This is a genomic window from Halosubterraneus shenae (genome assembly GCF_050510935.1).
GTDB lineage: Archaea > Halobacteriota > Halobacteria > Halobacteriales > Haloferacaceae > JBDGPU01.
The window spans coordinates 257688-282769 of record NZ_JBNLVO010000002.1; the positions used below are offsets into that span (position 1 = coordinate 257688).

The 25082-nt window shown below is 67.3% G+C and carries 22 protein-coding genes and 3 tRNA genes; 16 read left to right on the top strand and 9 right to left on the bottom strand.

Features of this window, described 5'->3' with window-relative positions:
• Window positions 1–6: 6 nt before the first annotated feature.
• Entirely contained in the window at window positions 7–723 is a 717-nt protein-coding gene (locus ACQE3M_RS04495) for a DUF309 domain-containing protein (RefSeq protein WP_430504275.1), read from the bottom strand.
• A gap of 64 nt (window positions 724–787) precedes the next feature.
• Between ACQE3M_RS04495 and ACQE3M_RS04500 the strand changes: the two genes are divergently transcribed.
• On the top strand, window positions 788–1090 hold the full coding sequence (locus ACQE3M_RS04500) for a hypothetical protein (RefSeq protein ID WP_430504276.1): 303 nt from the start codon (window positions 788–790) through the stop codon (window positions 1088–1090).
• Window positions 1087–1470 (top strand): hypothetical protein, encoded by a 384-nt coding sequence (locus ACQE3M_RS04505; protein ID WP_430504277.1) that lies wholly within the window; start codon window positions 1087–1089, stop codon window positions 1468–1470. The genes ACQE3M_RS04500 and ACQE3M_RS04505 overlap by 4 nt, the downstream gene beginning before the upstream one ends.
• Before the next feature lie 120 nt (window positions 1471–1590).
• Here the strand turns inward: ACQE3M_RS04505 and ACQE3M_RS04510 are convergent.
• Window positions 1591–1663, bottom strand: a tRNA-Arg gene (locus ACQE3M_RS04510).
• A gap of 236 nt (window positions 1664–1899) precedes the next feature.
• On the opposite strand from ACQE3M_RS04510, the gene ACQE3M_RS04515 reads away from it, so the two are divergent.
• The 4 genes from ACQE3M_RS04515 to ACQE3M_RS04530 all read left to right on the top strand — a co-directional run bounded on the left by ACQE3M_RS04515 (window position 1900) and on the right by ACQE3M_RS04530 (window position 5838).
• Window positions 1900–2397 carry a hypothetical protein gene (locus ACQE3M_RS04515; protein WP_430504278.1) on the top strand — a complete coding sequence of 166 codons (498 nt, stop codon included), beginning with the start codon at window positions 1900–1902 and terminating at the stop codon, window positions 2395–2397.
• A gap of 206 nt (window positions 2398–2603) precedes the next feature.
• Window positions 2604–4154, top strand: coding sequence for a single-stranded DNA binding protein (locus ACQE3M_RS04520; protein ID WP_430504279.1), 1551 nt, complete (start codon window positions 2604–2606; stop codon window positions 4152–4154).
• Between the two features lie 250 nt (window positions 4155–4404).
• The gene (locus tag ACQE3M_RS04525) at window positions 4405–4836 is read left to right on the top strand and encodes a histone family protein (protein WP_430504280.1); all 432 of its coding nucleotides are present in this window, start codon (window positions 4405–4407) and stop codon (window positions 4834–4836) included.
• Window positions 4837–5838 carry a histone deacetylase family protein gene (locus ACQE3M_RS04530; RefSeq protein WP_430504281.1) on the top strand — a complete coding sequence of 334 codons (1002 nt, stop codon included), beginning with the start codon at window positions 4837–4839 and terminating at the stop codon, window positions 5836–5838.
• Between the two features lie 39 nt (window positions 5839–5877).
• On the opposite strand, the gene cca is transcribed toward ACQE3M_RS04530, so the two are convergent.
• Window positions 5878–7269: a CCA tRNA nucleotidyltransferase gene (cca, locus tag ACQE3M_RS04535; protein WP_430504282.1), complete on the bottom strand. Its 1392-nt coding sequence runs from the start codon at window positions 7267–7269 to the stop codon at window positions 5878–5880.
• A 132-nt stretch (window positions 7270–7401) separates the two neighbouring features.
• On the opposite strand from cca, the gene ACQE3M_RS04540 reads away from it, so the two are divergent.
• The 7 genes from ACQE3M_RS04540 (at window position 7402) to ACQE3M_RS04570 (ending at window position 14473) form a co-directional block, all read left to right on the top strand.
• Window positions 7402–7505 (top strand) — tRNA-Asn (locus tag ACQE3M_RS04540).
• A gap of 289 nt (window positions 7506–7794) precedes the next feature.
• Window positions 7795–7870 (top strand) — tRNA-Ile (locus ACQE3M_RS04545).
• 339 nt (window positions 7871–8209) lie between these two features.
• On the top strand, window positions 8210–9358 hold the full coding sequence (locus ACQE3M_RS04550) for a hypothetical protein (RefSeq protein WP_430504283.1): 1149 nt from the start codon (window positions 8210–8212) through the stop codon (window positions 9356–9358).
• The gene (locus ACQE3M_RS04555) at window positions 9355–10254 is read left to right on the top strand and encodes a hypothetical protein (RefSeq protein WP_430504284.1); all 900 of its coding nucleotides are present in this window, start codon (window positions 9355–9357) and stop codon (window positions 10252–10254) included. Before ACQE3M_RS04550 ends, ACQE3M_RS04555 begins: the two co-directional genes overlap by 4 nt.
• A gap of 274 nt (window positions 10255–10528) precedes the next feature.
• Window positions 10529–11326: a ZIP family metal transporter gene (locus ACQE3M_RS04560; RefSeq protein WP_430504285.1), complete on the top strand. Its 798-nt coding sequence runs from the start codon at window positions 10529–10531 to the stop codon at window positions 11324–11326.
• Window positions 11327–11460: 134 nt separating this feature from the next.
• Entirely contained in the window at window positions 11461–13128 is a 1668-nt protein-coding gene (locus ACQE3M_RS04565; RefSeq protein ID WP_430504286.1) for a potassium channel family protein, read from the top strand.
• A 40-nt stretch (window positions 13129–13168) separates the two neighbouring features.
• Window positions 13169–14473 carry a hypothetical protein gene (locus ACQE3M_RS04570; protein ID WP_430504697.1) on the top strand — a complete coding sequence of 435 codons (1305 nt, stop codon included), beginning with the start codon at window positions 13169–13171 and terminating at the stop codon, window positions 14471–14473.
• Between the two features lie 648 nt (window positions 14474–15121).
• Here ACQE3M_RS04570 and ACQE3M_RS04575 read toward each other — a convergent pair.
• Window positions 15122–15667, bottom strand: coding sequence for a CDP-2,3-bis-(O-geranylgeranyl)-sn-glycerol synthase (locus ACQE3M_RS04575; RefSeq protein WP_430504287.1), 546 nt, complete (start codon window positions 15665–15667; stop codon window positions 15122–15124).
• A 145-nt stretch (window positions 15668–15812) separates the two neighbouring features.
• On the opposite strand from ACQE3M_RS04575, the gene ACQE3M_RS04580 reads away from it, so the two are divergent.
• Both ACQE3M_RS04580 and ACQE3M_RS04585 read left to right on the top strand, forming a co-directional pair.
• Window positions 15813–16649, top strand: a complete 837-nt coding sequence (locus tag ACQE3M_RS04580; protein ID WP_430504288.1) for a proline dehydrogenase family protein — start codon at window positions 15813–15815, stop codon at window positions 16647–16649.
• A 110-nt stretch (window positions 16650–16759) separates the two neighbouring features.
• Window positions 16760–17404, top strand: coding sequence for a DUF502 domain-containing protein (locus ACQE3M_RS04585; RefSeq protein WP_430504289.1), 645 nt, complete (start codon window positions 16760–16762; stop codon window positions 17402–17404).
• A gap of 93 nt (window positions 17405–17497) precedes the next feature.
• Here the strand turns inward: ACQE3M_RS04585 and ACQE3M_RS04590 are convergent, their stop codons facing one another.
• The 4 genes from ACQE3M_RS04590 to ACQE3M_RS04605 all read right to left on the bottom strand — a co-directional run bounded on the left by ACQE3M_RS04590 (window position 17498) and on the right by ACQE3M_RS04605 (window position 22196).
• Complete coding sequence (locus ACQE3M_RS04590) at window positions 17498–18427, bottom strand: branched-chain amino acid transaminase (RefSeq protein ID WP_430504290.1); 930 nt, start codon at window positions 18425–18427, stop codon at window positions 17498–17500.
• Window positions 18428–19407: 980 nt separating this feature from the next.
• Window positions 19408–20184, bottom strand: a complete 777-nt coding sequence (gene ribB / locus ACQE3M_RS04595) for a 3,4-dihydroxy-2-butanone-4-phosphate synthase (RefSeq protein ID WP_430504291.1) — start codon at window positions 20182–20184, stop codon at window positions 19408–19410.
• A complete protein-coding gene (locus ACQE3M_RS04600; protein ID WP_430504292.1) occupies window positions 20184–20918 on the bottom strand; it encodes a DUF120 domain-containing protein in 735 nt (244 codons plus the stop codon). The genes ribB and ACQE3M_RS04600 overlap by 1 nt, the downstream gene beginning before the upstream one ends.
• Window positions 20919–21152: 234 nt before the next feature.
• The gene (locus ACQE3M_RS04605) at window positions 21153–22196 is read right to left on the bottom strand and encodes a WD40/YVTN/BNR-like repeat-containing protein (protein ID WP_430504293.1); all 1044 of its coding nucleotides are present in this window, start codon (window positions 22194–22196) and stop codon (window positions 21153–21155) included.
• Window positions 22197–22426: 230 nt separating this feature from the next.
• On the opposite strand from ACQE3M_RS04605, the gene argS reads away from it, so the two are divergent.
• A complete protein-coding gene (argS, locus tag ACQE3M_RS04610) occupies window positions 22427–24190 on the top strand; it encodes an arginine--tRNA ligase (RefSeq protein ID WP_430504294.1) in 1764 nt (587 codons plus the stop codon).
• 47 nt (window positions 24191–24237) lie between these two features.
• On the opposite strand, the gene ACQE3M_RS04615 is transcribed toward argS, so the two are convergent.
• Window positions 24238–25044, bottom strand: a complete 807-nt coding sequence (locus tag ACQE3M_RS04615) for an energy-coupling factor ABC transporter ATP-binding protein (protein ID WP_430504699.1) — start codon at window positions 25042–25044, stop codon at window positions 24238–24240.
• Window positions 25045–25082: the final 38 nt, after the last annotated feature.

Sequence of the window (25082 nt, forward strand, 5' to 3'; positions counted from 1 at the left end):
TAACTCTCAGAACAGCCCATCCACGTCCCGCTCCTTCGATCGCTCGCGTTCGACGTGACTCTCCAGCCGCGCGTAGGCGACCGCGCGTCGCTCCGGGTCCTCCGCGACGAGGTCGGCGAGCAAGCCCCTGAACCGGGCCTGTCCCGACCCCTGCTCCTCGCGGGCGTACCGGATCGCGTCGGCGACGACGCTTTCGTCCAGGTTCGTCTCCTCGGCGACGGCACCGACCGCAAGCGCGAGCGCGTCGAACCCGAGGCCGTCGACGCCGACCGCGCCGCCCTCGTACGGAAGCGGTGGCGGGTCGCGTCGCTCGGCGTGCTCGGGGTCGACCGCGAGGCGGGCCAGGTACCGCCTCGCCGGGCCGAGGTCGACGGGTGCGTGGTCGTCGGGAACGGCGGCGAGGTACTCGTAGCCGGACGTTGCGACCCCCGTCGCGCCGCTCCAGTTGTGGTCGCGCGCGTGGTGGACCGCCGCGGTCAGCTGGATGAGCCCCTGGAGGAGGTTCGCGTCGGCCCCGTCGCGCGGGAGCCAGGCCGCTTCCCACGGGTCGTGGGCGGCGTGGTAGTAGCCCCGTTCGTAGAGGACGATCCCCGCGCGGAGCGCGTCGTCGACGGTGGGTGCGTCGGTGGCGGCGTGCGCGTCGTCGGCAGCGGCTGCGTCGTCGACGGCGCGTGCGTCAGGGGATGGATCGTCACCGCCGTTTGCCTCCTCATCGGGGACCATTCGTACCTGCACGTAGGGCCGCCGGCCTACAATCCTTTGTGATTCGATTTTGTAGGGTGGAAGTATGCCGTCATTACTGTTCAACGTCACCGTCGTGTTCGCGGTCGCGACGGGGGCCGCGGGAACTGCCCTTTCCCTGCTCGCGGTGTATCGATTCTGGGGGTCGCCGTTCGGCCGGGCGCTCGCCGTGCTGCCGCCCTTCTTCCTGGGGTTCACGGTCTACCATGGGCTCCTGATCGCCGTGCCCTCGTTTGAGGAGGCAGTGTACGTCGAGGTGTCGGTGTTCCTGCTCCTGGTCGTGTTCGCCGTCGAAATGCTGCGCATTCACTATCAGCTGAGCCGGGCGCCCGGGGAGGCGAACGCATGATCGGCCCGTTCTCCCTGACGTTCCTGCTGCAGGGCGTCGCGCTCCTGACGGGCATCACCGCGGGCGCCGCGCTCGGCTACCTGCTGTACAAGGACGTCTTCGTCGTCGGCTACCCCCGCTTCTTCCGGATCATCGTCGTCGGGATGTTCATCTTCGCTTTCAGCGGCCTGCTCATCGGCCTGTTCCTCCCGCGCGGGATCCACGGGGTCCACGCCGTCTCCGCGTTCGTCATGGCCGTCGGGCTTTACGACCTGCTCGTCGGCGAGCAGCAGTCGGCGCCGGTGGAGGCGGCCTTCAGCGACTTCGGGGAGGACGCGAGCGTGGACGACTTCGAGGAGGCGTTCGGCGCCGAGCTCGACGCCGAGGAAGCCGAACAGTAAGGGGAGGCGGGACGGCGACGCGACGGTGGCGTCGCTCGAACCACCGGTGCCGTCGCTCGAATATTCGGGTGCCTGCGACGAGGATCGATGCGCCGCTTCTCGAGTAACGCGTCGGAGAAACGTCCTGACGGAGATTTGAACTCCGGTCCCTGGCTCCGCAAGCCAAGAGGATAGTCCACTACCCTACCAGGACTCAATTACACGTACTGCCGAGTTACATAAGACGGTTACGGTCCGGGGGCGCCGTGGGGAGAGTCCCCACTATTCACCCGCCGGCGCCGGTACGCGGTCCGGGGGAAACGACCTGCTCGTCGACTACGGTCCCGCGAGTCCGGCGGCAACGCCGGCTGAGACGACCGACGCCTGATTGTACAAACGACTGTTTGTGCTAAACGAAAGGCTATGTCGCTCCCTCGCGTGCGACGAGGTATGAAGCGACGCACGTTGCTCGCGACGCTGGGCACGGTGAGTACGGGCGCGGTCGCCGGCTGTACCGGCGGCACCGACGGGTCGGACGGCTCGGGCTCGACGCCGACCGACGCCCCAACTGACACGCCGACCGACACGCCGACCACGAGGCCCGCTCACCGGGAGGCGACGTTCACGCGGGAAGGCGACTGCGACGAGAGCGCTGCCGGGAGCGCCCAGGTCGCCTTCGGCGACGCGTTCGTCGACGTCGAGGGCTGCCTCACCGCCCGCGACGGCTGCCACTATCCGGCGCTCGCCGACGCGAGCTACGAGGGCGACGTCTTCCGCGTCGTCGTCGAGGAGGTCGACGAGTCCGACCCGGACGAGATGTGCACTGAAGCCATCGAGTACCGCGCCTACGAGGTCGAGGCCACCTTCGATAGCGGCACCCCCGAGACGGTCGAGGTCGTCCACGTGACGGCCCAGGGTCGCGAGACGGTCGCGAAAGCGCACGACTAGCGCGGGAGACGCCTCGCCGTCACCGCCGCACGACCCGCCACCGTGTGCCGTCCGGAGCTTTATCCCGGAAGCCGGACCGAATAGCTCGTAATGACGATGTCCAGAGCTGACCCTACGCGAGCTCCCCCGAAATCGCCGGCCAGCGGCGCCCTACAGGCCCAAGGACAACGCTTATGCGCGGGCTTACCCACCTTCGAGGTACGAATATGGGAGTGATCGAGGACGTCTACGAGGACCTCGACACCGACGTCGACTTCGAGGAGTTCGAAGCGGCCGTCGAGGACAAGGTGGAGCAGATGGGGGGCCTCGCGGACGAAGAGACGGCGGCGATGCTCATCGCGCACGAACTGAACGACGAGGAGGTGGAAACCATTGCGGACATTGAGCCGGGCATGGACGACGTGAAGTTCCTCGGCAAGGTCACGTCGATCGGCGAGGTCCGGACGTTCGACCGCGACGACGCCGAGGACGAGGAGGAGAGCGAGGGCCGCGTCTGCAACGTCGAGGTCGCGGACGCCTCCGCGGCGATCAGCGTCGCGCTCTGGGACGACATGGCCACCGCGGCCCAGGACCAGCTCGAGGTCGGCGACGTCCTGCGCGTGGCCGGGCGTCCGCAGGAGGGGTACAACGGCCTCGAAGTGAGCGCGAACAAGGTCGAGCAGGACGAGGACGCCGAGGTCGACGTCCAGATCCTCGACACCTACCAGGTCGAGGACGTCACGCTCGGCGCCTCCGGCGTCGATCTCGTCGGCAAGATCCTCGAGACGGATACGGTCCGGACGTTCGACCGCGACGACGGCAGCGAGGGCAAGGTCTCGAACCTCACCGTCGGGGACGAGACGGGCCGCATCCGGGTGACGCTCTGGGACGAGAAGGCCGACCTCGCGACCGAGCTCGAGGCCGGCCAGATCGTCGAGATCACCGACGGCTACGTCCGCGAGCGCGAGGGCGACCTCGAGCTCCACGTCGGCGGCCGCGGCGCCGTCGAGGAAGTCGACGAGGACGTCGAGTACGTCCCCGAGACGACGGACATCGCCGACGCCGAGATGGGCGATACGGTCGACATCGCGGGCGGCGTCATCGAGGCCGACTCCAAGCGCACGTTCGACCGCGACGACGGCAGCGAGGGCCAGGTCCGGAACGTCCGGATCAAGGACGACACCGGCGAGATCCGCGTCGCGCTGTGGGGCGACAAGGCCGACGCCGACATCGACCTCGCGGACCAGGTCGTCTTCACTGACGTCGACATCGAGGACGGCTGGCAGGACGACCTCGAGGCCTCCGCGAACTGGCGCTCGACCGTGAGCGTCCTCGACAGCGACGCCGGCGACGCCGACGCCGCCGCTGGATCGACCGGCGGCGCGAGCGGCGGTAGCGATTCGAGCACGGGCTCGAACGAGGGCCTCGGCGCGTTCGGCGGCGACGACGGTGACGCCGGCGCCGACAGCGGCAGCGAGGCGGGCGCGAGCGGCGGTGGCTCAGCGTCGACCGCGGCAGCAGGTGGATCCGGTGGCTCGGCCGGCTCCGGCGGCGCGGCCGCGGCGACCGCCGAGCGCGACGCGGACGCGACGGGGTCGGCCGGCGGCGACACCGTCGAGTTCACCGGCACGGTCGTGCAGGCGGGAAGCCCCGTCGTCCTCGACGACGGCCAGCAGACCCGGAGCGTCGAGACGGACGAGAGCCTGCGGCTCGGGGAGGAAGTAACGGTTCGCGGCGTCGAGCGCGGCGGCACGATCGACGCCGAGGACGTGTTCTGATTTCGGCGGGCGGCGCTGACGCACTGTCGTCCGGCCGGCGGCGCACTCCTCTTTGTCGGCCACATTATTCCCACCCGGCGCCGGTTCACTCCCCTTGCGGGTGGTGTTCCCACGGTAGCTAATTCCACGCGTTGGTCGCTGAGCCCGGCGACGAGTCGCAACTATCGGCTGAGATCCGTTGAGGGCGCGTGTCGCCAGCGGAGACGCCGCGACGGAAAGGGTTAAACAGCGCTCGCTCCCGTGTGTGTGTATGAGTGTCGAGTTGCCGTTCGCCCCGGTCGACGAGATCATCCGGCGGAACGCGGGCGACCTGCGGGTGAGCGCCGAGGCGGCGGAGGCGCTGGCGCGCCGTGTCCAGGAGCACGGCGCGGACCTGGCGGAGGGGGCCGCCGCGCAGGCGGACGCCGACGGGCGGAAGACGCTGATGGCCGCCGACTTCGGTGTCGGGCAGGTCGTCGAGCGCGAGGACCTCACCCTCCCCGTCGCCCCGGTGGACCGCATCGCGCGGCTCCGCATCGACTCCCGCTACCGCGTCGGGATGGATGCACGGATCGCCCTCGCCGACATCCTGGAGGACTACGCGGACAACGTGGCGAGCGCGGCCGCGACGCTCGCCCGCCACGCCGACAGACGCACGATACAGGCCGACGACATCGAGACGTACTTCGCCCTCTTCGAATAGATGCAGTTCGGCTACAGCGACACCTGTCTCGACCACGATACGGGTGACCGGCATCCGGAGTCGCCCGACCGGCTGCGGGCCATCAGGCGCGGCCTCCAGAAGCGCCACGGCGTCGAGTACGTCGAGGCGACCCCGGCGAGCCGAAGCGCCGTGACCGCGGTCCACGGCGACGACTACGTCGACGAGCTGGAGGCGTTCTGCGCGGACGGCGGCGGCAACTGGGACGCCGACACCGTCGCCTGCGAGGCCACCTGGAACGCCGCGCTCACGAGCGCGGGGCTCGCCCAGTGGGCGGCCGTCGAGGCGCTGAACGGGGCCGAGAGCCGGTCGACGCCGTTCGCCCTCGGGCGACCGCCGGGCCACCACGCCGTCGCGAACGACGCCATGGGCTTTTGCTTCTTCAACAACGTCGCCGTCGCGGCCCAGACCGCCCTCGCGGACGGGCTCGCGGACAGCGTGGCCATCTTCGACTGGGACGTCCACCACGGCAACGGGACCCAGGACATCTTCTACGACCGCGAGGACGTGTTCTACGCCTCGATCCACGAGGACGGCCTCTTCCCCGGCACTGGCGACCTTGACGAGACGGGCGAGGGCGCCGGCGAGGGGACGACGCTGAACGCGCCGCTCGGCGCCGGCGCCGGCGACGCGGACTTCCTCCACGTCGTCGACGAGGCCATCGCGCCTGCGCTCGACGCGTTCGACCCCGACCTCCTCCTGATCTCCGCGGGCTTCGACGCCCACCGCCACGACCCCATCTCGCGGATGCGGGTCTCATCGGAGGGGTACGCGCTCCTGACCGACCGCGTTCGCGACATCGCGGGCGGCCTCGACGCCGGGCTCGGCTTCGTGCTCGAGGGCGGCTACGGGCTGGACACGCTCTCGGAGGGGATCGGCATGGTCCACGAGACCTTCGACGGCCGGCAGCCGGTCGACTGCGAGGAGGAGCCGGACGACGCAACCGTCGAGCTGGTCGAGACGCTGCGGTCGACGTTCCTGTAGCTAACTGGGGGCGAGTTTCCCGGATCGCACGACGACCAGCTACGGCTCCGGCTCGAAGTACTCGCGGAGCGCGTCGCCGAAGCCGTCCGCGAGCGTCGCGACGTCCTCGTTGCGGCGGATCGTCCGGTCCTCGAGGGCGTTCGACACGTGGGCCCCGAGCCCGACGTCGAACAGGTCGTCGCTCGCGAGGAACGCGGCAGCATCGGTCACCTCGCGCTCGCGCTCGACGACGTAGCGGTCGCCCTCCAGGAACGGCCCATAGGTGCGCGGGTCGTCCGCGTCGGCGTACCCCTCGTAGAACCCCTCGGCATGGCCGCGAACGTGGACCGGCGGGCCCTCGTGGCGCTCGACGGCCGGCAGCTCCGCGACCTCGAGTTCGACGAGGAGGGCGGCGCGGCGGTCGGTGCCGGCCTCGCGCGGCGAGTCGACGTCCTCCTCGACCATCGCGCGCGAGCGGAGCACCCGGAAGCCCCGGTCCTCCAGCCCCTGCACGACGCCCGACAGCGACTTGCGGAGCTGGGGCCACAGCTGGTCGTCCACGAGGTCGGGGGCGTCGAAGACGACGGCGACGGGCTCCGTTTCCCGGCGAGCGAGGTGCTCCCGGAGCTCGTCGGCGCCGATCGGCTCGCGATCCGGGGGGAAGAACAGTTCCTCGCGGGGCTCCGCGAGCAGCTCGCGGGCGTAGTGCTGGAACCGGGCGACGTTCTCCGCGGAGAGGACCGCGGCGACGTTGCGCTCGGGGTCCGTCGGGTCGATGACGACGAGGGGGTCCTCGAAGCGCCGCGTGCCGTGCTCCTCCGGGTCGAGCTCGACGGGCGGGTGCCAGGTCGCGGCGGCCTCGACGAGGGGGACGAACCCGCCGTACTCGACGACGAGCAGCTCCGTGAGGTAGCCCGAGAAGCCGCGGGTCTTCAGGTCGCTGCCGTAGGCGCCGATGGCCTTGAGGAAGCGCTTCGCGAGCAGCACGTCGCCCGCGAGGTCCGCGTCGAGTCGCGCCTCGAGGTACTGCGTGTGGAAGGGGGTGCGGTCGACGGCGGACTGGATCTCGGTGGCCGCGGCGACGTCGTAGCAGGGGACGAGGTCGATATCGAACCCCTCGACGCTGCCCTTGACGTAGGGGTGTTCGGCGTACTCCTCGTGGCCGTCCGGGAGGACGGCGTGGCCGACCTCGAGGCCGTACGACTCCAGCTCCTCGCGGGGGAGGTCCGGGGGGAAGCGCACGAAGAGGTCGATGTCGCGGTCGCCCGAGAGCCACGTGCCGCGGGCCGTCGACCCGACCTGGACGACGTCCGCGTCGGTCGGGAGGTCGTCGATGGCGTCGCGTGCGCGGTCGGCCAGTCGCTCGGCGACCGTCCGGAGTCGCTCCCGCTCCGCCGCGTCGGGCTCGACGCGCTCGCGCACGGTCGCGAGCACCGACTCCAGTTCACTCATGGCCCCCGCTTCTCGCGGTCGGCGTGAAAGCGTGTCGGTCGAACGGACCGCCCGCGGTGTGTGAGGCCATGTCGCTGCCGTCGGGCGGAAACGAAAGCCCTATCAAATCAACCCGATTACGATGGAGTGAGCGCCGAAGTAGCTCAGCTGGTAGAGCGCCTCGCTGTTAGGACGTGCGGCTTCCCCCGTTCGTCGCAGCCACGAGGCGGTCCCAGGTTCGAGTCCTGGCTTCGGCGCCTTCCTTTCGGTTCCGCACTCGCGAGCGACGGCGCCTTCCTTTCGGTTCCGCACTCGCGAGCGACGGCGCCTTCCTTTCGGTTCCGCACTCGCGAGCGACGGCGCCTTCCTTTCGGTTCCGCACTCGCGAGCGACGGCGCCTTCCTTTCGGTTCCGCACTCGCGAGCGACGGCGCCTTCCTTTCGGTTCCGCACTCGCGAGCGACGGCGCCGCGTCGCCGGGTTTCGTCGCGCTCGACGACGCGGAACCCGGTAGGCTAAAGGGAACCCCGGAGCAACCGTCGCATACGGGCCCTTAGCTTAGTCTGGTTTAAAGCCCTCCGCTCATAACGGAGTGATCGCTGGTTCAAATCCGGCAGGGCCCACTTCCTGTGGCGAGCAACGTCGCGAGCCGCAGGTATGGAGGTCGGATTTGAACCAGGGAGCGGAGCATCGCGGAGCGACTGGGGTTCAAATCCGGCAGGGCCCATACGTTTTAAACCAGTTACTGGGTGCTTCCCAAACCCTAACCTCACATTGCCTCATGACGTTCCAACAGCGAACTTGACGAACGGTCCTGCAACTGTTCTTGGCACTCTAAGGCGTGATGCTAGATTATTTCTCAGTTGAATGTTCAGGCAAAGATATAAGACCGGCTGAGGGAGGAATATGCACGTGAAAAAGCGGTCAGACTAATCAGTCTTGGCCGACAACATTCGACCATTATGAACATCAACCCATCTGACCTCCAGGGCCTCAACACAAGGGAGGTAATTCTGGAACTCATCGCAGAAGTCACGAAAAGCGGTGAGGAAATGGACGAAAAAGATACACGCGGGGCGAAAACAACTGATTTGAAGCTCTATATCATCGATTCCAAGGAAGATATACAGGGTCAGTTTGCCGAAGCTGGGTTAGATGTGGCTGAGGACGAAAGTACGAAACAAGCGGCCCGAGATTTCTTCAGAGAGATTGTAATCGAGGAAGAGAGAGTAAGTGAAAACATCACTTTTCTCGGCGTTTCTTACCCTCGTTATGATCGAACCGACGAAGTAATTGTCATCGATCGAGGGGACGCACTCTGGTTCCTATCCACAGAATTAAAAGATTGGTTGGAGGATACTGTGGAGAAGGTAATTAAATATCTCCCGCAGTTGGAGCGCGTCTACCTTTCACCAGATGATTTAGAGGATTCAATGCGAAATATCGTCGATTCGGAGATTGCGGGATTCACTGCTGAATATCACTCTCAGCATAGAGACAGGGACGCGACGCTCCAATTCCATGGCGCTGAGACAGGTGACATTAGAAAAGCAGAAAACACCTTTTCTGCCACTCCCACGCGGATTGAGTTCAATCAGCGGAATAGTCCAGCGACAGCGATTCAGGGGTCGGGATCAAATGATGGCTTCTTTAAATTAGAAAGCGTCCGAAAAGACTCAGAAGGGAAAGCAGCAGACACGTTACTGGCGACTTCGAACGAATTTGTCGCCAGAGACAGCGAGAAGTTCGAGGTCGATGCTGATACCAGTTGGAAATTGCTTGAACCTGGCTTCATCGTTGATGAGTACACGAGCATTGAACTGCATGATCCGGAGAGAGACGAAGCCGAGAACCTCGACCAAGAGCTTGAGGAGGAGATATTCTCAAAGAACCGTTATCGATACGGAAGGTGGGGAGAGAATACGTTCTTCGTATACGACAAAAACCATGAAGAGGTTTTTGAGCTCGGAGTAGAGTCCAACGAGTTGGTACTCCACGCTAGGGAGACGACCACAGGACACAGTTTACGAGCATTCTGCAGGATTCTTCTGGACGGATTCGATTCGACATACTCTGTCCGAATGAAGGAAACGAGGGTGAAAGCTCAGTGAGTACTGAAAGGTCGTGGTCCCGCCAGAAGGGCGAGATAGATGCCTATAACGCGTTCTTATCTGCGTACCAGTCTCGACGTAGTTACCACGGCTTCTCAATGCGAGGATTTAGACTGACTAACTTCTTCCCGAAGCTAGACAACCGTCATACAAGTGGTGCAATCGAACCCGATTTTTCATTATACGACGGTGAAACTCTGATTCTCGCCGAAATAAAACAAGGAGATAACATTGAGCCTCGAGATATTGAGCAGGCTCAGAAGCTAGATAGTGTGACTATCGATGCTGCAGAAGAATACATGGACAAGGTGAACGTTGACAGATTTGGTCTTTCTGGCGACGTATACTCCGTCGAGTCGCTCATTTATTACGATGGGATCGATAGCAAATACATTGACCGCTGTCTGAACGAATGGGAGAATTGCAGGGAGCAACTAGTCGAATTGAAAAATCATTCTCCAGTGCTTGGCCGTGAGGGCGATCGACGACTACGGCTGCTTGCCGGTTCGTTCGATTCACGCGAACTCACAGAATGGCTGCAGTATGGCATCAAGATGTCGGAGACACCAAGAGTCACTGTCTCTATGACTGATGGGTTGGAGATTGAGAGTGTGGCAGTCAGCATCTGTAATATTTGGGGACAGAGAGCAGTTTCTGAACCAATCCGAGTTGATGTTAGCCAGCTTCGGACACATTTCAATTATCGAAGCTTAGAGCCTGGACGCGTCGAGAGCGCGTTCAAACTAATCGACGAATTAGGTGCGGGCAACCACGTTGAAAAGCGCGAGCTTGTATTCACGCCCGGGCACATGCCGGAGATCCTGAATATCGAAACCTTAGTCAGTCAGCGAGCCGGTGATGGTGGCAGAGAAGGAGGGCTTGGGGAGTTCCTTTGATTGAGACCAATTATTCAACAGACTTCTCTTTTTCAACGATTACGGCTCCACTGGCCCATCTATTCATTAGATTGGTAGCCGCTTCTGTTTGAGTATCCCCAGCAGGGGGATGCACGAGAATTCTCTGTCGAGCCCCTCCCCCGTTCGCCACACCGCTTATGTCCAGACGCTGTCCACATCCACACGAAGAGCGGGCGACCGCGACCGCCGTCCCGCGACGCCGCTTGAAGACTGACCAAGGCGACGATCACGTACCACCGCTCCTCACAACCTCATGGGACTGCTCGAGAACCTCACGCTGGTGTTCCTCGCGGGGCTAGTCACGGCGCTGGCGACGGGCATCGGCGCGCTGCCGTTCTTCTTCTTCGACGAGATCAACGACCGGTGGAACGTCGTGCTCTGGGGCTTCTCCTCGGGCGTCATGCTCGCGGCGTCGGGCTTCGGGCTCGTCGACGAGGGGCTTGCGGAAGGGACGCCCGCGGAGATCCTGACCGGCATGGCCGCCGGGGTCGTCCTCGTCGTCGTCGCCAACCGACTCCTGACGGATGCCGATATCGACCCGCGGGAGTACGAGGAGGCCGACTTCAAGAAGCTGGTCCTGATCCTCGGCGTCCTGACCGTCCACAGCTTCCCCGAGGGGATCGCGGTCGGCGTGTCGTTCGCGGACCTCGGGCTCGAGGGCGGGGTCGGCCTCTGGGGCGTCGCGGTGCCCGTGCTCGCGGTCTTCATGACGGTCGCGATCTCGATCCACAACGTCCCCGAGGGGACGGCGATCTCGATCCCCCTCCGGGCGATGGACGTCCCGGAGTGGCGGATGGTCTGGTGGGCGGTGTTCTCGAGCCTCCCGCAACCGATCGGCGCCGTCGTCGCCTTCACCTTCGTCCGGCTCGCGCGGGAGCTGCTCCCCTACGGCTTCGGCTTCGCCGCCGGGGCCATGATCTACCTCGTCCTCTCGGAGTTCGTCCCGGAGGCGCTCGACCTCGGCAAAGCGCTCCCGTCCGGCGGGAAACCGGAGCTCGCCGGCGGGATCGCGCTCGGCGTGCTCGTCATGCTCCCGCTGTCGTTCATCTAGTTCGGCCGGGGTCCGGGGAGTGAGGCTCCGGGGAGTGAGGCTCCGGGCAGCGAGCCTCCGGGCAGCGAGGCTTTCCCAGCAGACCCACGCGAGCGACCACTGGCACTTTTGTCGCCCGACTCCGCACTGAGTCCATGGAGCTGTTCGAGTTCGACGCGTCGGAGACGGAGACCAGCTGGCAGCGTCGCACGCTCCACTACGCGCTCGCCCTCGGCGCCATCATGCTGGCGTACGCGGTCGTCTACCACCTCGGGATGGCGTACGTCGAGAACCGCCCGCGGACCTTCCTCCACTCGCTGCAGGTCGTCGTCGAGACGTTCACGACCACGGGCTTCGGCTCCGACTCGCCGTGGCGGACGCCCTGGATGAACGCGTTCGTCATCGTGATGGACCTGACCGGCGTCGCGCTCATCTTCCTCGCGGCGCCCCTGCTGCTGTTCCCGCTGTTCGAGGAGGCGGTCACGACGACGGCGCCGACCGAGCTCCCGGAGTCGCTGTCGGACCACGTCGTCATCTGCTCGCTCACGCCCCGGACCGACGCGCTCGTCACGGAGCTCGACTCGCGCGACGTCGACTACGTGCTCGTCGTCGCCGACGAGGACCGGGCGGCGGACCTCCACGAGGACGACTACTCGGTCATCCACGGCGACCCGGAGCGCGTCGCCGGACTGGAGGCGGCCGGGCTCGCGGACGCCCGCGTGCTCGTCGCTGACGTCGACGACCGGACGAACACGAGCATCGTCCTGACGGCGCGGGAGGTCGGCGGCGACGTCCAGGTCGTCAGCGTCGTCGAGCACCCCGACCGCCGGCAGTACCACGAGCTCGCCGGGGCCGACGTCGTCCTCACGCCCCGGGAGCTGCTCGGCGAGAGCCTCGCGGCGAAGGTGACCACGTTCGTCGCGAGCGACCTGGGCGACGCCGTCGAGATCGGCGAGGACTTCGAACTCGCGGAGCTGCCGGTCCACCGCGAGAGTGACCTCGTCGGCCGGACCATCGCGGAGAGCCGGATCCGCGAGGGGACGGGGGCGAACGTCCTCGGCGCCTGGCTCGACGGGCGGTTCGTGAGCCCGCCCGAGCCCGACACGGAGATCGGCGCCAGTACAGTGCTGCTGGCGGCCGGGAGCGAGGACCAGCTCCAGCGGCTCCGCGACCGGACGCGCTCCGTCCTCCGGCGGCCGACCGCGGGCGAGACCATCGTCGTCGGGTACGGGGAGACCGGCCACGCCGTGACCGACGTGCTCTCGCGGCGGAACGTCTCGCACACCGTCGTCGACGTCGAGGACGCGTCGGGCGTCGACGTCGTCGGGGACGCGACGGAGCCGGAGACGCTGGTCGAGGCCGGCATCGAGGACGCGGACACCGTCGTCCTCGCGCTCCCGGCGGACGCGCTGATGGAGGTCGTCACGCTGGTCATCCGCGACCTCAACGCCTCGGTGGAGGTCGTCGCGCGGGCCGAGGAGACCGAGAACGTCCGGAAGATCTACCGCGCCGGCGCCGACTACGTGCTCTCGCTGGCGACGGTCAGCGGCCGGATGCTGGCGACCACCATCCTCGAGGACGAGGAGGTGCTCTCGCTGGACACCCAGATCGAGGTCGTCCGCACGCCGGCCGCGGGCCTGGCCGGCCAGCGGCTCGGCGAGGCCCGGGTCCGCTCGCGAACCGGCTGCACGGTCCTCGCCGTCGAGCGCGACGGCGAGCTGATCACGGAGCTCGGCCCCGACTTCGCGTTCGAGGCCGACGACTCGCTGGTCGTCGCCGGCACGGACGCGGACACGACGAGGTTCACGGAGCTGCTGGACTGACGCCGAACCCTACTTATAAGCCCCCGGCCCGGAATCCACGATCAACGTGAGCGCGACGCTCTCGGAACCGCAGGTGCTCGCCCACACGAAGCGACGGCTGTTCCCCGAAACGACAGACGGCGACGGTCGAACTGCTCGGCGCGAGCGAACCGGCACGTACGCCGTGACGGACACGCAGTTCGCGACGGGGACGTGGCTTCGCGACGAACCGATTCCCGAGGCCGTCCAGGAAACGCTCGCGCCGTTCAACCACGTCGCCGTCGGGTCCGGCTACCCGGACCTGCTCGGCGTGCGCGCGCTGGAGTCGGAGCTGCTCGCGGTCGAGCGCCTGGGCGACGAGCCGCCGCTGGTCGCCGTCGAGGCGAAGGGACATGCCGGCGGCACGGTCGACGTCGAGCGCGGCATCGTCCAGGCCCACGACCGGCTCGGCGAGGCGAACGCGGCCTACGTCGCGGCCCCGAAACCGGCCATCACCGGCACGAACCGCGCGCTCGCCCGGGACCTCAACGTCGGCGTACTCGGCGTCGAGGCGGCCGGAAGCGGGGGCGTGGCCGCCACCGCCGACGCCGTCGAGATTCTCGAGGTCCCGCGTGTCGTCGGCCACACGTCCCACGAGCCGACGAACGCGGTCCGGTTCCAGGCCAGCGCGCAGGGCGTCGCCGACCAGTCGTTCGGGCTGAATCACCCGAAGAACTACCTGGGCTACCCGCTCGCCCTGTACGCCGCTGGGGACACCGAAACCGTCGTCAAGAACCGGGTCGTCGGCGCCGTCGACGACGCCCGCCGCGGCGCGGCCTTCCTCGGCCTCATCGAGGAGCGCCCGAACCGGACCGAGCTGACGTCGCTCGGGCGCGAGGTCGTGCGCTTCGCCCTGCGGGAGTACGCCGACGTCGACGCCGCGCTCGGGGCGTTCGCGGACTGGGCCGGCTCACCGCGGCGATTCTCTGCGCTCGCGCCGAAGTGGGGTCAGCTGGCGCGGCGCGTCGTCTGGGCGTATCCCGCGACGGAGCTGCTCGTCGAGGAGTTGCAGGCGCTCCACGAGGACGGCCACCCGGAGCCGACGCTCGTCGACCTCGTGACGCACCTCCACGAGACGCGGCCCTCCCTGGCCGTGGAGCTGTTCGTCCGCGGCACGGACGAGAGCCGGCGACAAGTCCTGACGACCGAGGGCGAGCTTCGACGCGAGGCCCTGACCGACGGGGCGGTGTACCACGCGCCGACCGTGTTCCAGTTGAAGGCGATCCTCTATCACGCCGGCTTCCTGACGGAGCGCGGCGCCGAGCCGCACCGGATCGACCCGACCGCGGACGTCTGGGCACTGCGTGAAGCGCTGGATCCATTCTGAAGCGTAGGGAACTTGGGACGGGTTTGTATCGGTAGTCCGTCGGTCGGACCCTGTTGCTATTTATAAGCATATTTGTACAGGTGATGCGGTCTTGCTCTCGACAGCACCGCAAACATCTCGAAAGCCCTCGGCCGCTCACTGTGTGTTGGTTTAAATAGGTGATACGGTCTTGCTCTTGACAGCACCGCAAACGTCCGGAAAGCCCTCGGCCGCTCGCGGTCGCTGAGCGACATATCTGGACCTCTCCGCACCGCCCGGTCCAGATAGAGGTCTGCTCAGCGACTCCCCTCCGGCGCGACCGGCCGTCGCCCTTTCAGTCCGCCAGGACCGCAACGGCACCGCAACCGCTGCCGCACCGCGCGCCGGCTGTCCGGCCTACGGCCCTGGCCCGGTGGCCGCCGCGCGCGACGCCCCGGCCACCACTCGTGGGCGGGACTGAAAGGGGCAGCCGCTGAGCGGGACGCCCTGCGACGTAAGCACCACAACCCGGTGAGCGAACGCAGTGAGCGAACCGGGTGAGGAGCGCAGCGAGCAGCGCGAGCGCTCAGCGGCTGGGGCTTTCTGGGCGTGCTGAGTGGTGGCGCTCGCGACGATGCCCGATCAGGTCGAAGAAGCAATGCCTACTTATAAACCAGAATCGTTCACACGCTACCAGGGTTCGTTCTTCAGGCCGAGCTTGTACGCCGCGACGTTGGTCACGACGTGGAGGAGCGGGGTGACGACGACGATCACGGCGATCACGCCGGGCGTGAACGTCGCGAAGAACCACTCGGGCGTCACGACGAGCGTGAGCCCGAGCGCGCCGACGACGAAGTCGAGCTGGTCGAGGCCGGGGAAGGAGGCGCCGCGCTCGCGGCCGGACCGGCGCTTGACGAACGAGGCGCCGATGTCGCCGAGCATCGCGCCGAGCGCGAGCGCGACGGCCGCCGGGAGCGTGAACTCGGGCAACAGCTCGATGCCGGTAGCCTCGACGACCGGGGCCCGGATCCGGTTCAACAGGAGCGCGAGCACGACCCCGGTGATCGTGCCGACCGCCGTGCCGCGCCACGTCTTCCCGTCGCCGAGGATCCGCGTGCCGTCCCACGTCCGTCCGCCGTCGATGGGGCGGCCGCCGCCCGCGAGCACCGCGGCGTTGTTCGGGACGTAGGCGGGGATCATCGTCCAGATCGCCGTCGCCACGAGAGAACCGACCATAGCGAGGTCAGACGCGGGCGGGCTTTATAAGATGCGGAATACCCGACGCCGGCGACCGGGCCGGAACCCGGCGGGGGCCGTGGGTCCCGATCGCACACCATCGCCGACGACAACCCTGATTACGGGCCGCTTACAACCTCGACTTATGATCCCACCGATCGCGAGCAACTTCGTCGCCGGCGAGTCCCCGGCCGCGGCGCTAGAGCACGCGCGAGCGATGAACGAGGACGACGTCCGGGTCATCCTCAACCTCCTGGGGGAGCACTACGACGAGCCCGAGCCGGCCGACGAGGACGCGGCGGCCTATCGCCAGCTCGTCGACGAGATCGCCGAGACCGAGCTCGACGCCTGTGTCTCCGTGAAGCCCTCCCAGCTCGGCCTCGACGTCTCCGCGGAGCTGTTCGCGGAGAACCTGCGATCGATCGTCGAACACGCCCACGAGCGCGACGTCTTCGTCTGGTGTGACATGGAGGACGCCTCGACGACGGACGACACCCTGGACACGTTCGTCGAGCTCGCCGAGGACCACCCCTGGACGCTCGGCCAGTGCATCCAGTCGAACCTGAAGCGCACGCACGACGACCTCGCGGACCTCGTCGACGTGCCCGGCAAGCTCCGGATCGTGAAGGGCGCCTACGACGAGCCGGCGGCGATCGCGTACAAGGAGAAGGACCGCGTCAACGAGGCGTACAGGGAGGACATCGAGTTCCTGTTCGCGAACCGCGACCGCGGCGTCGCCGTCGGGAGCCACGACCCCGAAATGATCGCGCTCGCGCGACGGCTCGGCGAGGAGCACGGCACTGACTACGAGATCCAGATGCTGATGGGCGTGCGCGAGGACGCCCAGCGCGACCTGGCCGCCCAGGGCGTCGAGGTCTGGCAGTACGCGCCCTACGGCGACAAGTGGCTCTCCTACTTCTACCGTCGCGTCCGCGAGCGCAAGGAGAACGCGCTGTTCGCGGTCAAGGCCATCCTGAGCTGATCGGCCCGAGCAACGCTTCGCCTTCCTGCTTCACCTCGCCCCGCTTCGCCCCGCCGACCGGTCCCGTACCAAGGGCTGATTAGGGATGCCGCCACAAGAGCAGACGTCCGATGGCAACGTGGAAACGCGACTTCGCGAGTGGACTCATCGTCCTCCTGCCGCTGATCGTCCTGCTCGTCCTGCTGCAGTGGGTCTACAGCCACATCGCGGATTTCCCGCTCATCCGCTCGCTGGAACCCGCCTGGCTCTACGGGCCGATCCTCCCCTTGTATCGCGTGTTCATCGCGCTGGTCGTCTTCATGGCCCTCGTCCTCTCGGTCGGCTACTTCATGCGCACGGCCCTCGGTCGGTATCTCGAGGAATGGGTCGACGACCTGATAAACCGGATCCCCGCGCTCCGCGTCGTCTACAACGCCTCGAAGCTCGCCGTCGAGACGGCGGTCTCGGGCACCGATGAGCTCCAGAAGCCGGTCCGGATCACCACCTGGAACGACGTCCGCATGACCGCGTTCAAGACCGGGAAGAAGACGCCGGACGGTCGGCTCGTCCTGTTCCTGCCGACCGCGCCGAACATCACGTCCGGGTACGTCATCGAGGTCGAACCCGAGCGCGTCGAGACCACGGGCGAGAGCGTCGAGGAGGCGATGACTCGGATCCTCTCCGCGGGCTTCGCGGAGTCCGCACACCAGGTACCCGTCGAGGAGGAGAGCATCGAGGAAGCGACGGGGAGTCAGTCGCGGGAGGACCGCTCCTGACCGACGCGAGTTCGCACTCGGCCTGCCGTCGATAGCGCCAATAGTGGGGAGAAAACGTCGAAAGTCGCGATAGCGGCGCGTCCGCGTCGCCCGCTAGACGTACGTGAACCAGTCGTCGTGCTCGTCCGTCCGGCGTTCGACGAGGTCGAAGAACGCGCTCTGGAGTTCCTCGGTGACCGGCCCGCGGCTGCCGTCGCCGATCTCCGTGTCGTCGACGGAGCGGATCGGCGTGACCTCCGCGGCGGAGCCGGTGAAGAACAGCTCGTCGGCGGTGTACAGCTGGCCGCGGGAGACGACGGCCTCGTCGTGGACCTCGTAGCCGCGCTCCTCGGCGAGCGTGATGAGGGTGTCGCGGGTGATCCCCTCGAGGATGCTCTGGGCCGGGCCGGGGGTGTAGATCTCGCCGTCGTTGACCATGAAGATGTTCTCGCCGGGGCCTTCCGCGACGTTGCCCTCCTTGTTCAGGACGATGCTCTCGACGTACCCGTTTCGGCGCGCCTCCTCGCCGGCGAGCATGGAGTTGACGTAGAGGCCCGTCGTCTTCACGTTCGTCGGCACCTGCGAGGAGGCGTGCTTGCGCCAGGAGGAGACCATCACGTCGACGCCCTCCTCGAGCGCTTCCTCGCCGAGGTACGCGCCCCAGGGCCACGCGGCGATCGCGACGTCGGTCGGGCAGTTGCCCGGCGAGACGCCGAGGGTGTCGTAGCCGTAGTAGGCGATCGGTCGGATGTAGCAGCTCTCGAGGTCCTGCGAGCGGAGCAGTTCGAGGGTTGCCTCGGTGAGCTCCTCGCGGGAGTGGTCGATCTCGAGGTCGTACACCTTCGCGGACTCGAACAGCCGGTCGAGGTGCTCGTCCCAGCGGAAGATGGCCGGGCCGTTCTCGGTGTCGTAACAGCGGACCCCTTCGAACACGCCGGAGCCGTAGTGCAGCGCGTGGGTCAGGACGTGCGTCGTGGCGTCCTCCCAGTCGAGGAACTCCCCGTTCTTCCAGATGGTGTCCACGTCCATTTCGTCGAAGCTCATGTACGAGCGCTTGTCTGGGGGTCAGTATAAATGTACGAGATGTGGAACTGGATGTCGCGTGGTTCGATGTTGAACGGGCTGAATCGGTTCTTCTTGGTTCGGAATTGGACGAGCGGGTGTGGGCGTTGCTGTGCTCGACAGCCGGGCGGACGACTCGACAGTCCTCGGCCGCTCTTGCTTATAAACTGGATGTACAGGTGCAGACGCTGTTGCGCTTGCCAGCACCGCAAAGACCCAGAAAGCCCTCGGCCGCTTTTACTTATAAACTGGATGTACAGGTGCAGACGCTGTTGCGCTTGCCAGCACCGCAAAGACCCAGAAAGCCCTCGGCCGCTCGCGGTCGCTCCGCGACATATCCGCGGCTCTCAGCACCGCCCGCCGCGGATAGGGGCCGTCGGAGCGACTCCCCGTTGGCGCGACCGGCCGTCGCCCTTTCAGTCCGCCAGGACCGCACCGCCCGGCAACCGCGACAGCGACAACACCGCAACCGAAATTCCTCAGCCCTCCCCAGCCTCGGCCGGGGCGCGCCGGTCCCGCACCGCGCGGCGCGCCCCGCCCTCCCTCGCACGCGTTGCTCGCGCGCGCCGACCGCTCCGCACCGTACGCCGGACAGCCGGCGAGCGACGACCGCCGAAGAGCCGCCGCGCGCGACGCCTCAGTGACCACTCGGGGGGTGGGACTGAAAGGGGCAGCCGCTGAGCGGGACGCCCTGCGTAGCTAGCACCGCAATCCCGGCGAACGAGCGACCGGAGGGAGCGAGTGAGCCGGGTGAGGAGCGCAGCGAGCAGCGCGACCGCTCAGCGGCTGGGGCTTTCGAGGCATGCTGAGTGGTCTCGCTGGCAACGTACCCAACCCCTCCGAAACATCCCCGTCGCTCAGCGATTACGGATCACGAGATGTGTCGAGTGATGCCACCAGCGACAATAGCCAATCCCTTATAAAACGATCAACGCTCGCTCGCAAAACCGGCTTTTCAGTAACTACGTCAACTGTTCGATCAGCGTCGCGCCTTCGACGTACGGAATGCCGTGGCGCTCGGCGTAGGCTTCGGCGTCGGCGGGCGAGAGCGCCTCGCCGGTTTCGTCGTCGAGCATCTCGCAGACGACGACGGCGGGCGCGGCGCCGACGTCGGCCGCGAGCGCGAGGCCGAGCTCGGTGTGGCCCGCGCGGTCGGCGAGCAGGTCCGGGGCGCCGCGGAGGACGTGGACGTGGCCGGGCGCGCGGAACTCCGCGGCGAAGTCGTCGGCCGTGTACGCGTCGGGGTCGCTCGCGACGGCGCCGGCGGCGGCCGCCAGCTCCGCGATCGTCAGCGCGCGGTCCTCGTCGGTGATGCCGGTGAAGGTGTCGCGGTGGTTCACCGGGAGGGAGAACGACGAGCGGTCGTCGTACTCGGGATTGTCGTCGACGGCGGGGTGGTCGAGCGCGTCGGCGAGGAATGGAAGCTCGAACGCGTTCGCGACCTGGTCGTCGACGGCGACGCAGATCAGGCCGCCGGCGTCGTTGCGCATCCGGGCGACGTCGGCCGGCGTCACCGCGGCCGCGGGGTAGATCAGGTCCGTCTCGCCCTCGCGGTCGGCGAAGTCGTGGACGCAGACCGGGTCGCCGGCGCGGAACGCGGCGCGTGCGCGGTCGAGGGCCGCCTCCGGGCCGTCGCGGGAGCTCGTCGCGTCGCGGTCGGTCGCGGCGTCGCCCTCGGTCGGCGCGTCGACGTCCGCTGCGGCGTCGCCCTCGGCCGGCGCGTCGGAATCCGCTCGCATCACGCCGACTCCTCGTCCGCCCGCGAGTCGGGCGTCACCTGGAGCGCGATCGATTCCCCGTCCTCGAGGTCGAGCTCGTCGCGGAGCTTGTCGGGCGCGATCACCTCGAGCTGGGACTCGTCGTGGTGGGTCCGGTCCGGGATGATGACGTGCGCGTCGTCGTAGGTCGCCCCATCCCCGCCGTCGGCGACGAGCGTAACGGCATAACAGGTCGCCGCGCCGAAGGTGCGCTCGTCGTCCTCCCAGGCGTCGATGGGGACGGCGTCGACGCCGCCGAACTCGCCGCGCCGGCGGACGCTCTCCTCGTCGAGCTCGACGTTGAGCGTGCCCGGGAACGGCTCGTAGCCGAGGCGTTCGCGGAACTGGGCCATGTAGCCGTCGAGGGTGATGTAGTGGCGCCCCTCGCCCATGCCGCTGGTGACGGTGCCCGAGAGAGTGAGCTCCGCGTCCGTCTCGAAGAGCCGCCGATAGTCAGCGTACTCGCCGCGGAGGTACGCCTCGCCGGCGTCGGTGATCGAGACCCACTGCCCGTCGCCGACGACCTCCCGCTCGATCAAGTCGCCCGCTTCGAGCTGCTGGAGGCGCCGGGAGGCGGTCTGCGTCGACGCGTCCAGACAGTCGCCGAGGGCCGCACACGACACCTTCGTCTCCGAGAGCCCGCCCTCGAGGGCGACCTCCTTCAGCGCTGCCCGCTCCGCCGGACTGACGTCGGTTGCTGTCGCCGATTCTGCCATACCTCCCGATTAGCCGTCGAGTAGTAAAAGGATAACGAATGTGGGAAGCATCTCAAAAACGTGAAGAACCGTCACGGATTCGGGACGGTACCCGGATCTGCACAACAGTATCGGAACGAGGGATGGGACCTACCTAAGGCCACCGGTCGCGTCGAAGGTCGCCGTCGTCCGTGACGGGGCGGAAGCGGTCCGGCGTACTGCGCTGCGCCCGCTCGACGACCGCGCCGTACTACATCACGCCCGCTCGACGACCTTGCCGCTGGAGCCGACGGCGACGTCGACTTTCTCCGGGATGCTACTGAGGAAGTCGGCGGTCGGAAGGGCGACGCCGTACAGGTCGGCCGTGACCGGCGTCTCCATCTCGACCCAGCCGTCGGACGTGCGTTCGTAGACGTAGCCGCCGCCGGCCGACGCCATGATCTCCTCCTCGCTGCCGTCGTAGAAGCGGTCGATCCCGAGCAGCGCGTTCGACCCGGCGTCGATCGGCGTCCACACGCCACAGTCGCAGTCGCGCCGGTAGATCGTCCCGCTGCCGGCGGCGACGTAGACGACGTCGGTCGAGCCGGTGATGTCGTAGAACGTCTCCTGCGCGTCGTCGACGCCGATGTCGGCCCAGGTGTCGTTGAGGTCGGTCGACTCGAACACCTGCTGGGAGGTGGAGATCCCCCGACAGCGGTTCGGGTCGTCGCCGGCGAAGTCCAGCTCCGGGATCGTCGATCCCCCGGCCGGTTCCGTCACGTCGCCCCAGACGAGACACATGTTCCCGTCCTCGTCCTCCTGGCGCTGCGCGTCCATCGTCTCGCCGGAGCCGTTGGCGACGATAAGCTGCTCCTGCTCGACGTCACCCGAGACGGCGATCCCCTCCCAGGTGGAGGTCTTGCCGTCGGGCGCGGTGTAGTCGTACTTGATCCCTTCCTCGACGTCGTAGGCCCCGAGCGCGCCGGAGCCGCCGGCGAAGTAGATCCGCTTCCCGTCGTCGGTCACGTCGACCGAATGGAGCGGGTTGCCGGAGTTGTTCGGCCCGTTCGAGACCTCGATCTCCCAGCTGCCGCCGTTGCGCCCGAGGACGTAGCCGCCGTTGCCGACGGCGTACGGCCCGTCGGTCGTGTAGACGACGTCGTACAGGGACTTCTCGATCGGCGTCGACTGCTCCGACCAGTCGGACGACGTCGCTCGCCCCGTGTTGATTACTGCGCCGGCCCCCGCGCCGGCGACCGCCGATGCACCTGCCGCCTTGAGAACGGCCCGTCGTGAAATCGCGTCACCGATCGTGGGCATCCTGCGTTCGGTCTCTGCACTCGTTACCGGGTTAGTGAGGAGGGCTAAACAGATAGGGAATCCGATATAAATTAAACATTTTCGAAATGAGGGCGCCGACATAATTGATGTGGATTTTGACATCTCCTCCTCGATCGACGTCCGACGGCGAGCTGCAGGGGGCACGCTGACCGCGATGCCGTTCCCGTGGCTTCGGAAGGGCCTTTAGCCCGGCCGGAAAACGAACGTGCATGTTCAGGCAGTTCCGGTCGGAGGTCGCCGACGCGCTGGCGGCGGCGCTGGCGCGGGAGGACCTCCCGACCGACGACCTCGGTATCGAGCAGCCGCCGGAGGACATGGACGCGACGCTGGCCTCCAGCGTCGCGTTCCGACTGGCGGGCGAGGTCGGCGCGGCGCCGCCGCAGGTCGCCCAGCAGGTGGCCGACGCCGTCGCCGTCGACGGCTACGACTACCTCGCCGCCGTCGACACCGCCGGCCCCTACGTCAACTTCTACACCACGGACCGGTACCTGACGGACACGCTCGAGACCGCCGTCGAGGCGGACTACGGCGCGCTCCCCGACCGCGACACCTCCGTCGTCGTCGAGCACACGAGCGCGAACCCGACCGGGCCGGTCCACGTCGGCCGCGCGCGCAACCCCATCGTCGGCGACGCGGTCGCCAACGTCCTCGACATGGCCGGCTACGACGTCGACCGGCACTACTACGTCAACGACGCCGGGCGGCAGATGGCCGTCTTCACGTGGGCCTACGAACGCTTCGACGAGGACGACCTCGAGGAGGAGCCCGCCCGCGACCGTATCGAGTACGACCTCGTGCGCTACTACCGGAAGGGGAACTCGTTCCTCGAGGAGGCCGACGAGGAGGCAGTCGAGGAAGCGGAAGCCGAGATCCAGTCGATCCTCCAGGGGCTCGAGGCGGGCGACGAGGAGACCTACGAGCGCGTCGAGGAGGTCGTCGACGCGGTGCTCTCCGGGATGAAGGCGTGTCTCGCGCGCCTGCCCGCGGAGTTCGACGAGTTCGTCAAGGAGACGCGCTTCATGCGAAACAGCGACACCGACGACGTCGCCGAGCGCCTGAAGGAGACCGAGTACGCCGTCTACGAGGAGGACGCCTGGCAGCTCGAGCTCGACGAGTGGGGCATCGACAAGAACCTCGTCTTCCTCCGCTCGGACGGCACCTCGCTGTACACGACGCGGGACCTCGCGCACCACGAGTGGAAGTTCGAGAACTACGACCGTGCGGTCACCGTCCTCGGCGAGGACCACAAGCTCCAGGCGGACCAGCTCGACGCCGCCCTCGAACTGCTCGGCAACGACACCGACCAGCTCGGACACGTCATCTACTCGTACGTCAACCTCCCCGAGGGGAAGATGTCGACCCGGCAGGGCACCGGCGTCATGCTCGACGACCTGCTCGACGAGTCGATCCAGCGGGCCCGCGAGGAGGTCGAGTCCCGCCTCGGCGACCGTATCCGCAACGACGAGCTCGAGGAGGAAGACATCGACCGCATCGCGCGCCAGGTCGGCATCGGCGCCGTGCGCTACGACATCGTCTCCAAGCAGCCGACGAAGGCGATCACCTTCCGCTGGGACCAGGCGCTCGACTTCGAGGCGCAGTCGGCCCCGTACGTCCAGTACGTCCACGCGCGCTGTTGCGGCATCCTCGACGAGGCCGACGAGGCCGGTATCTCCGTTACGGAGCGCGTCGACGCCGACGACCTCGAGGCACCCGAGGCCGAGGAACTCCTCCGCGAAATCGCTCGTTTCCCCTCGGTCATCGAGGCCGCTGCCGAGGACAAGACACCCCACGTCGTCGCCACCTACACTCGCGAGCTCGCGGACGCGTACAACGCGTTCTACCGCGAGTGCCCCGTCCTCTCGGCCGACTCCGCCGAGGTCCGGAACGCCCGCATCGGCCTCGTGAAGGCCTCGAAGCACACGATGGCGAACGCGCTCGACGTGCTGGGCGTCGAAGCGCCGGACTCGATGTAAGCGCTGTTTAAAAGGACCCACCGATGCCGTCGCGCTATTTTTAAGTGCTACTCCGACTCGGCGACGCGACTGTTCGCGTCGTCACCAGCGGACACCGCCGCCGAGTCTTCCCCCAACAACGCCACGAGCTCGGCCTCCGTCACGGGCTTCGCCGCCGACACGATCCCGGTCGACCGCGCGATCCGCACCGGCGTCGGCGGGTGGAGGTTCGCGCTCGCCAGTAGCTCGTCGTCGTAGAACACCTCGGCCGGCGTCCCGTCGCCGACGACGTTGCCGTCGGCCATCACCGTCACGCGGTCGGCGAGGTCGGCGGCGACGTCGAGGTCGTGCGTCGAGAGCACGACGCTGATGCCGCGCTCGTGGACTGCGCGGATGCGATCGGCGACGACCCGGGAGCGCTCGGGGTCGAGGCCCGCGAAGGGTTCGTCGAGGACGACGACGCTCGGGTCCAGCACGAGCACGCCCGCCAGCCCGACGAGGCGCTTCTCGCCGCCGCTGAGGTAGTGCGGGATCCGGTCCTCGAGGTGGCTCGCCTCGACCGTCGCCAGCGCCTCCCGGGCGCGCGACTTCGCCTCGGCAGGGTCGACGCCCGCGTTCTGCAGGCCGAACATCACGTCGTCGAGTACCGTCGGCGCGACGAGCTGCGTGTCCGCGTCCTGGAAGACGAAGCCCACCTCGGTCCGGAGCGCGGAGAGGTCTCCGTCGGTCACCGGCGTGCCGTCGACAACGAGCTCGCCCTCGTCCGGGACGAGCGTGCCGTTGAGGTGCTCCAGCAGCGTCGACTTCCCGGCGCCGTTGCCGCCGACGAGCGCGACGACCTCCTCGCGGCCGACGCTGAACTCCACGTCGTGCATCCCGACCGTGCCGTCGGGGTAGGTGTGGGCCGCACAGC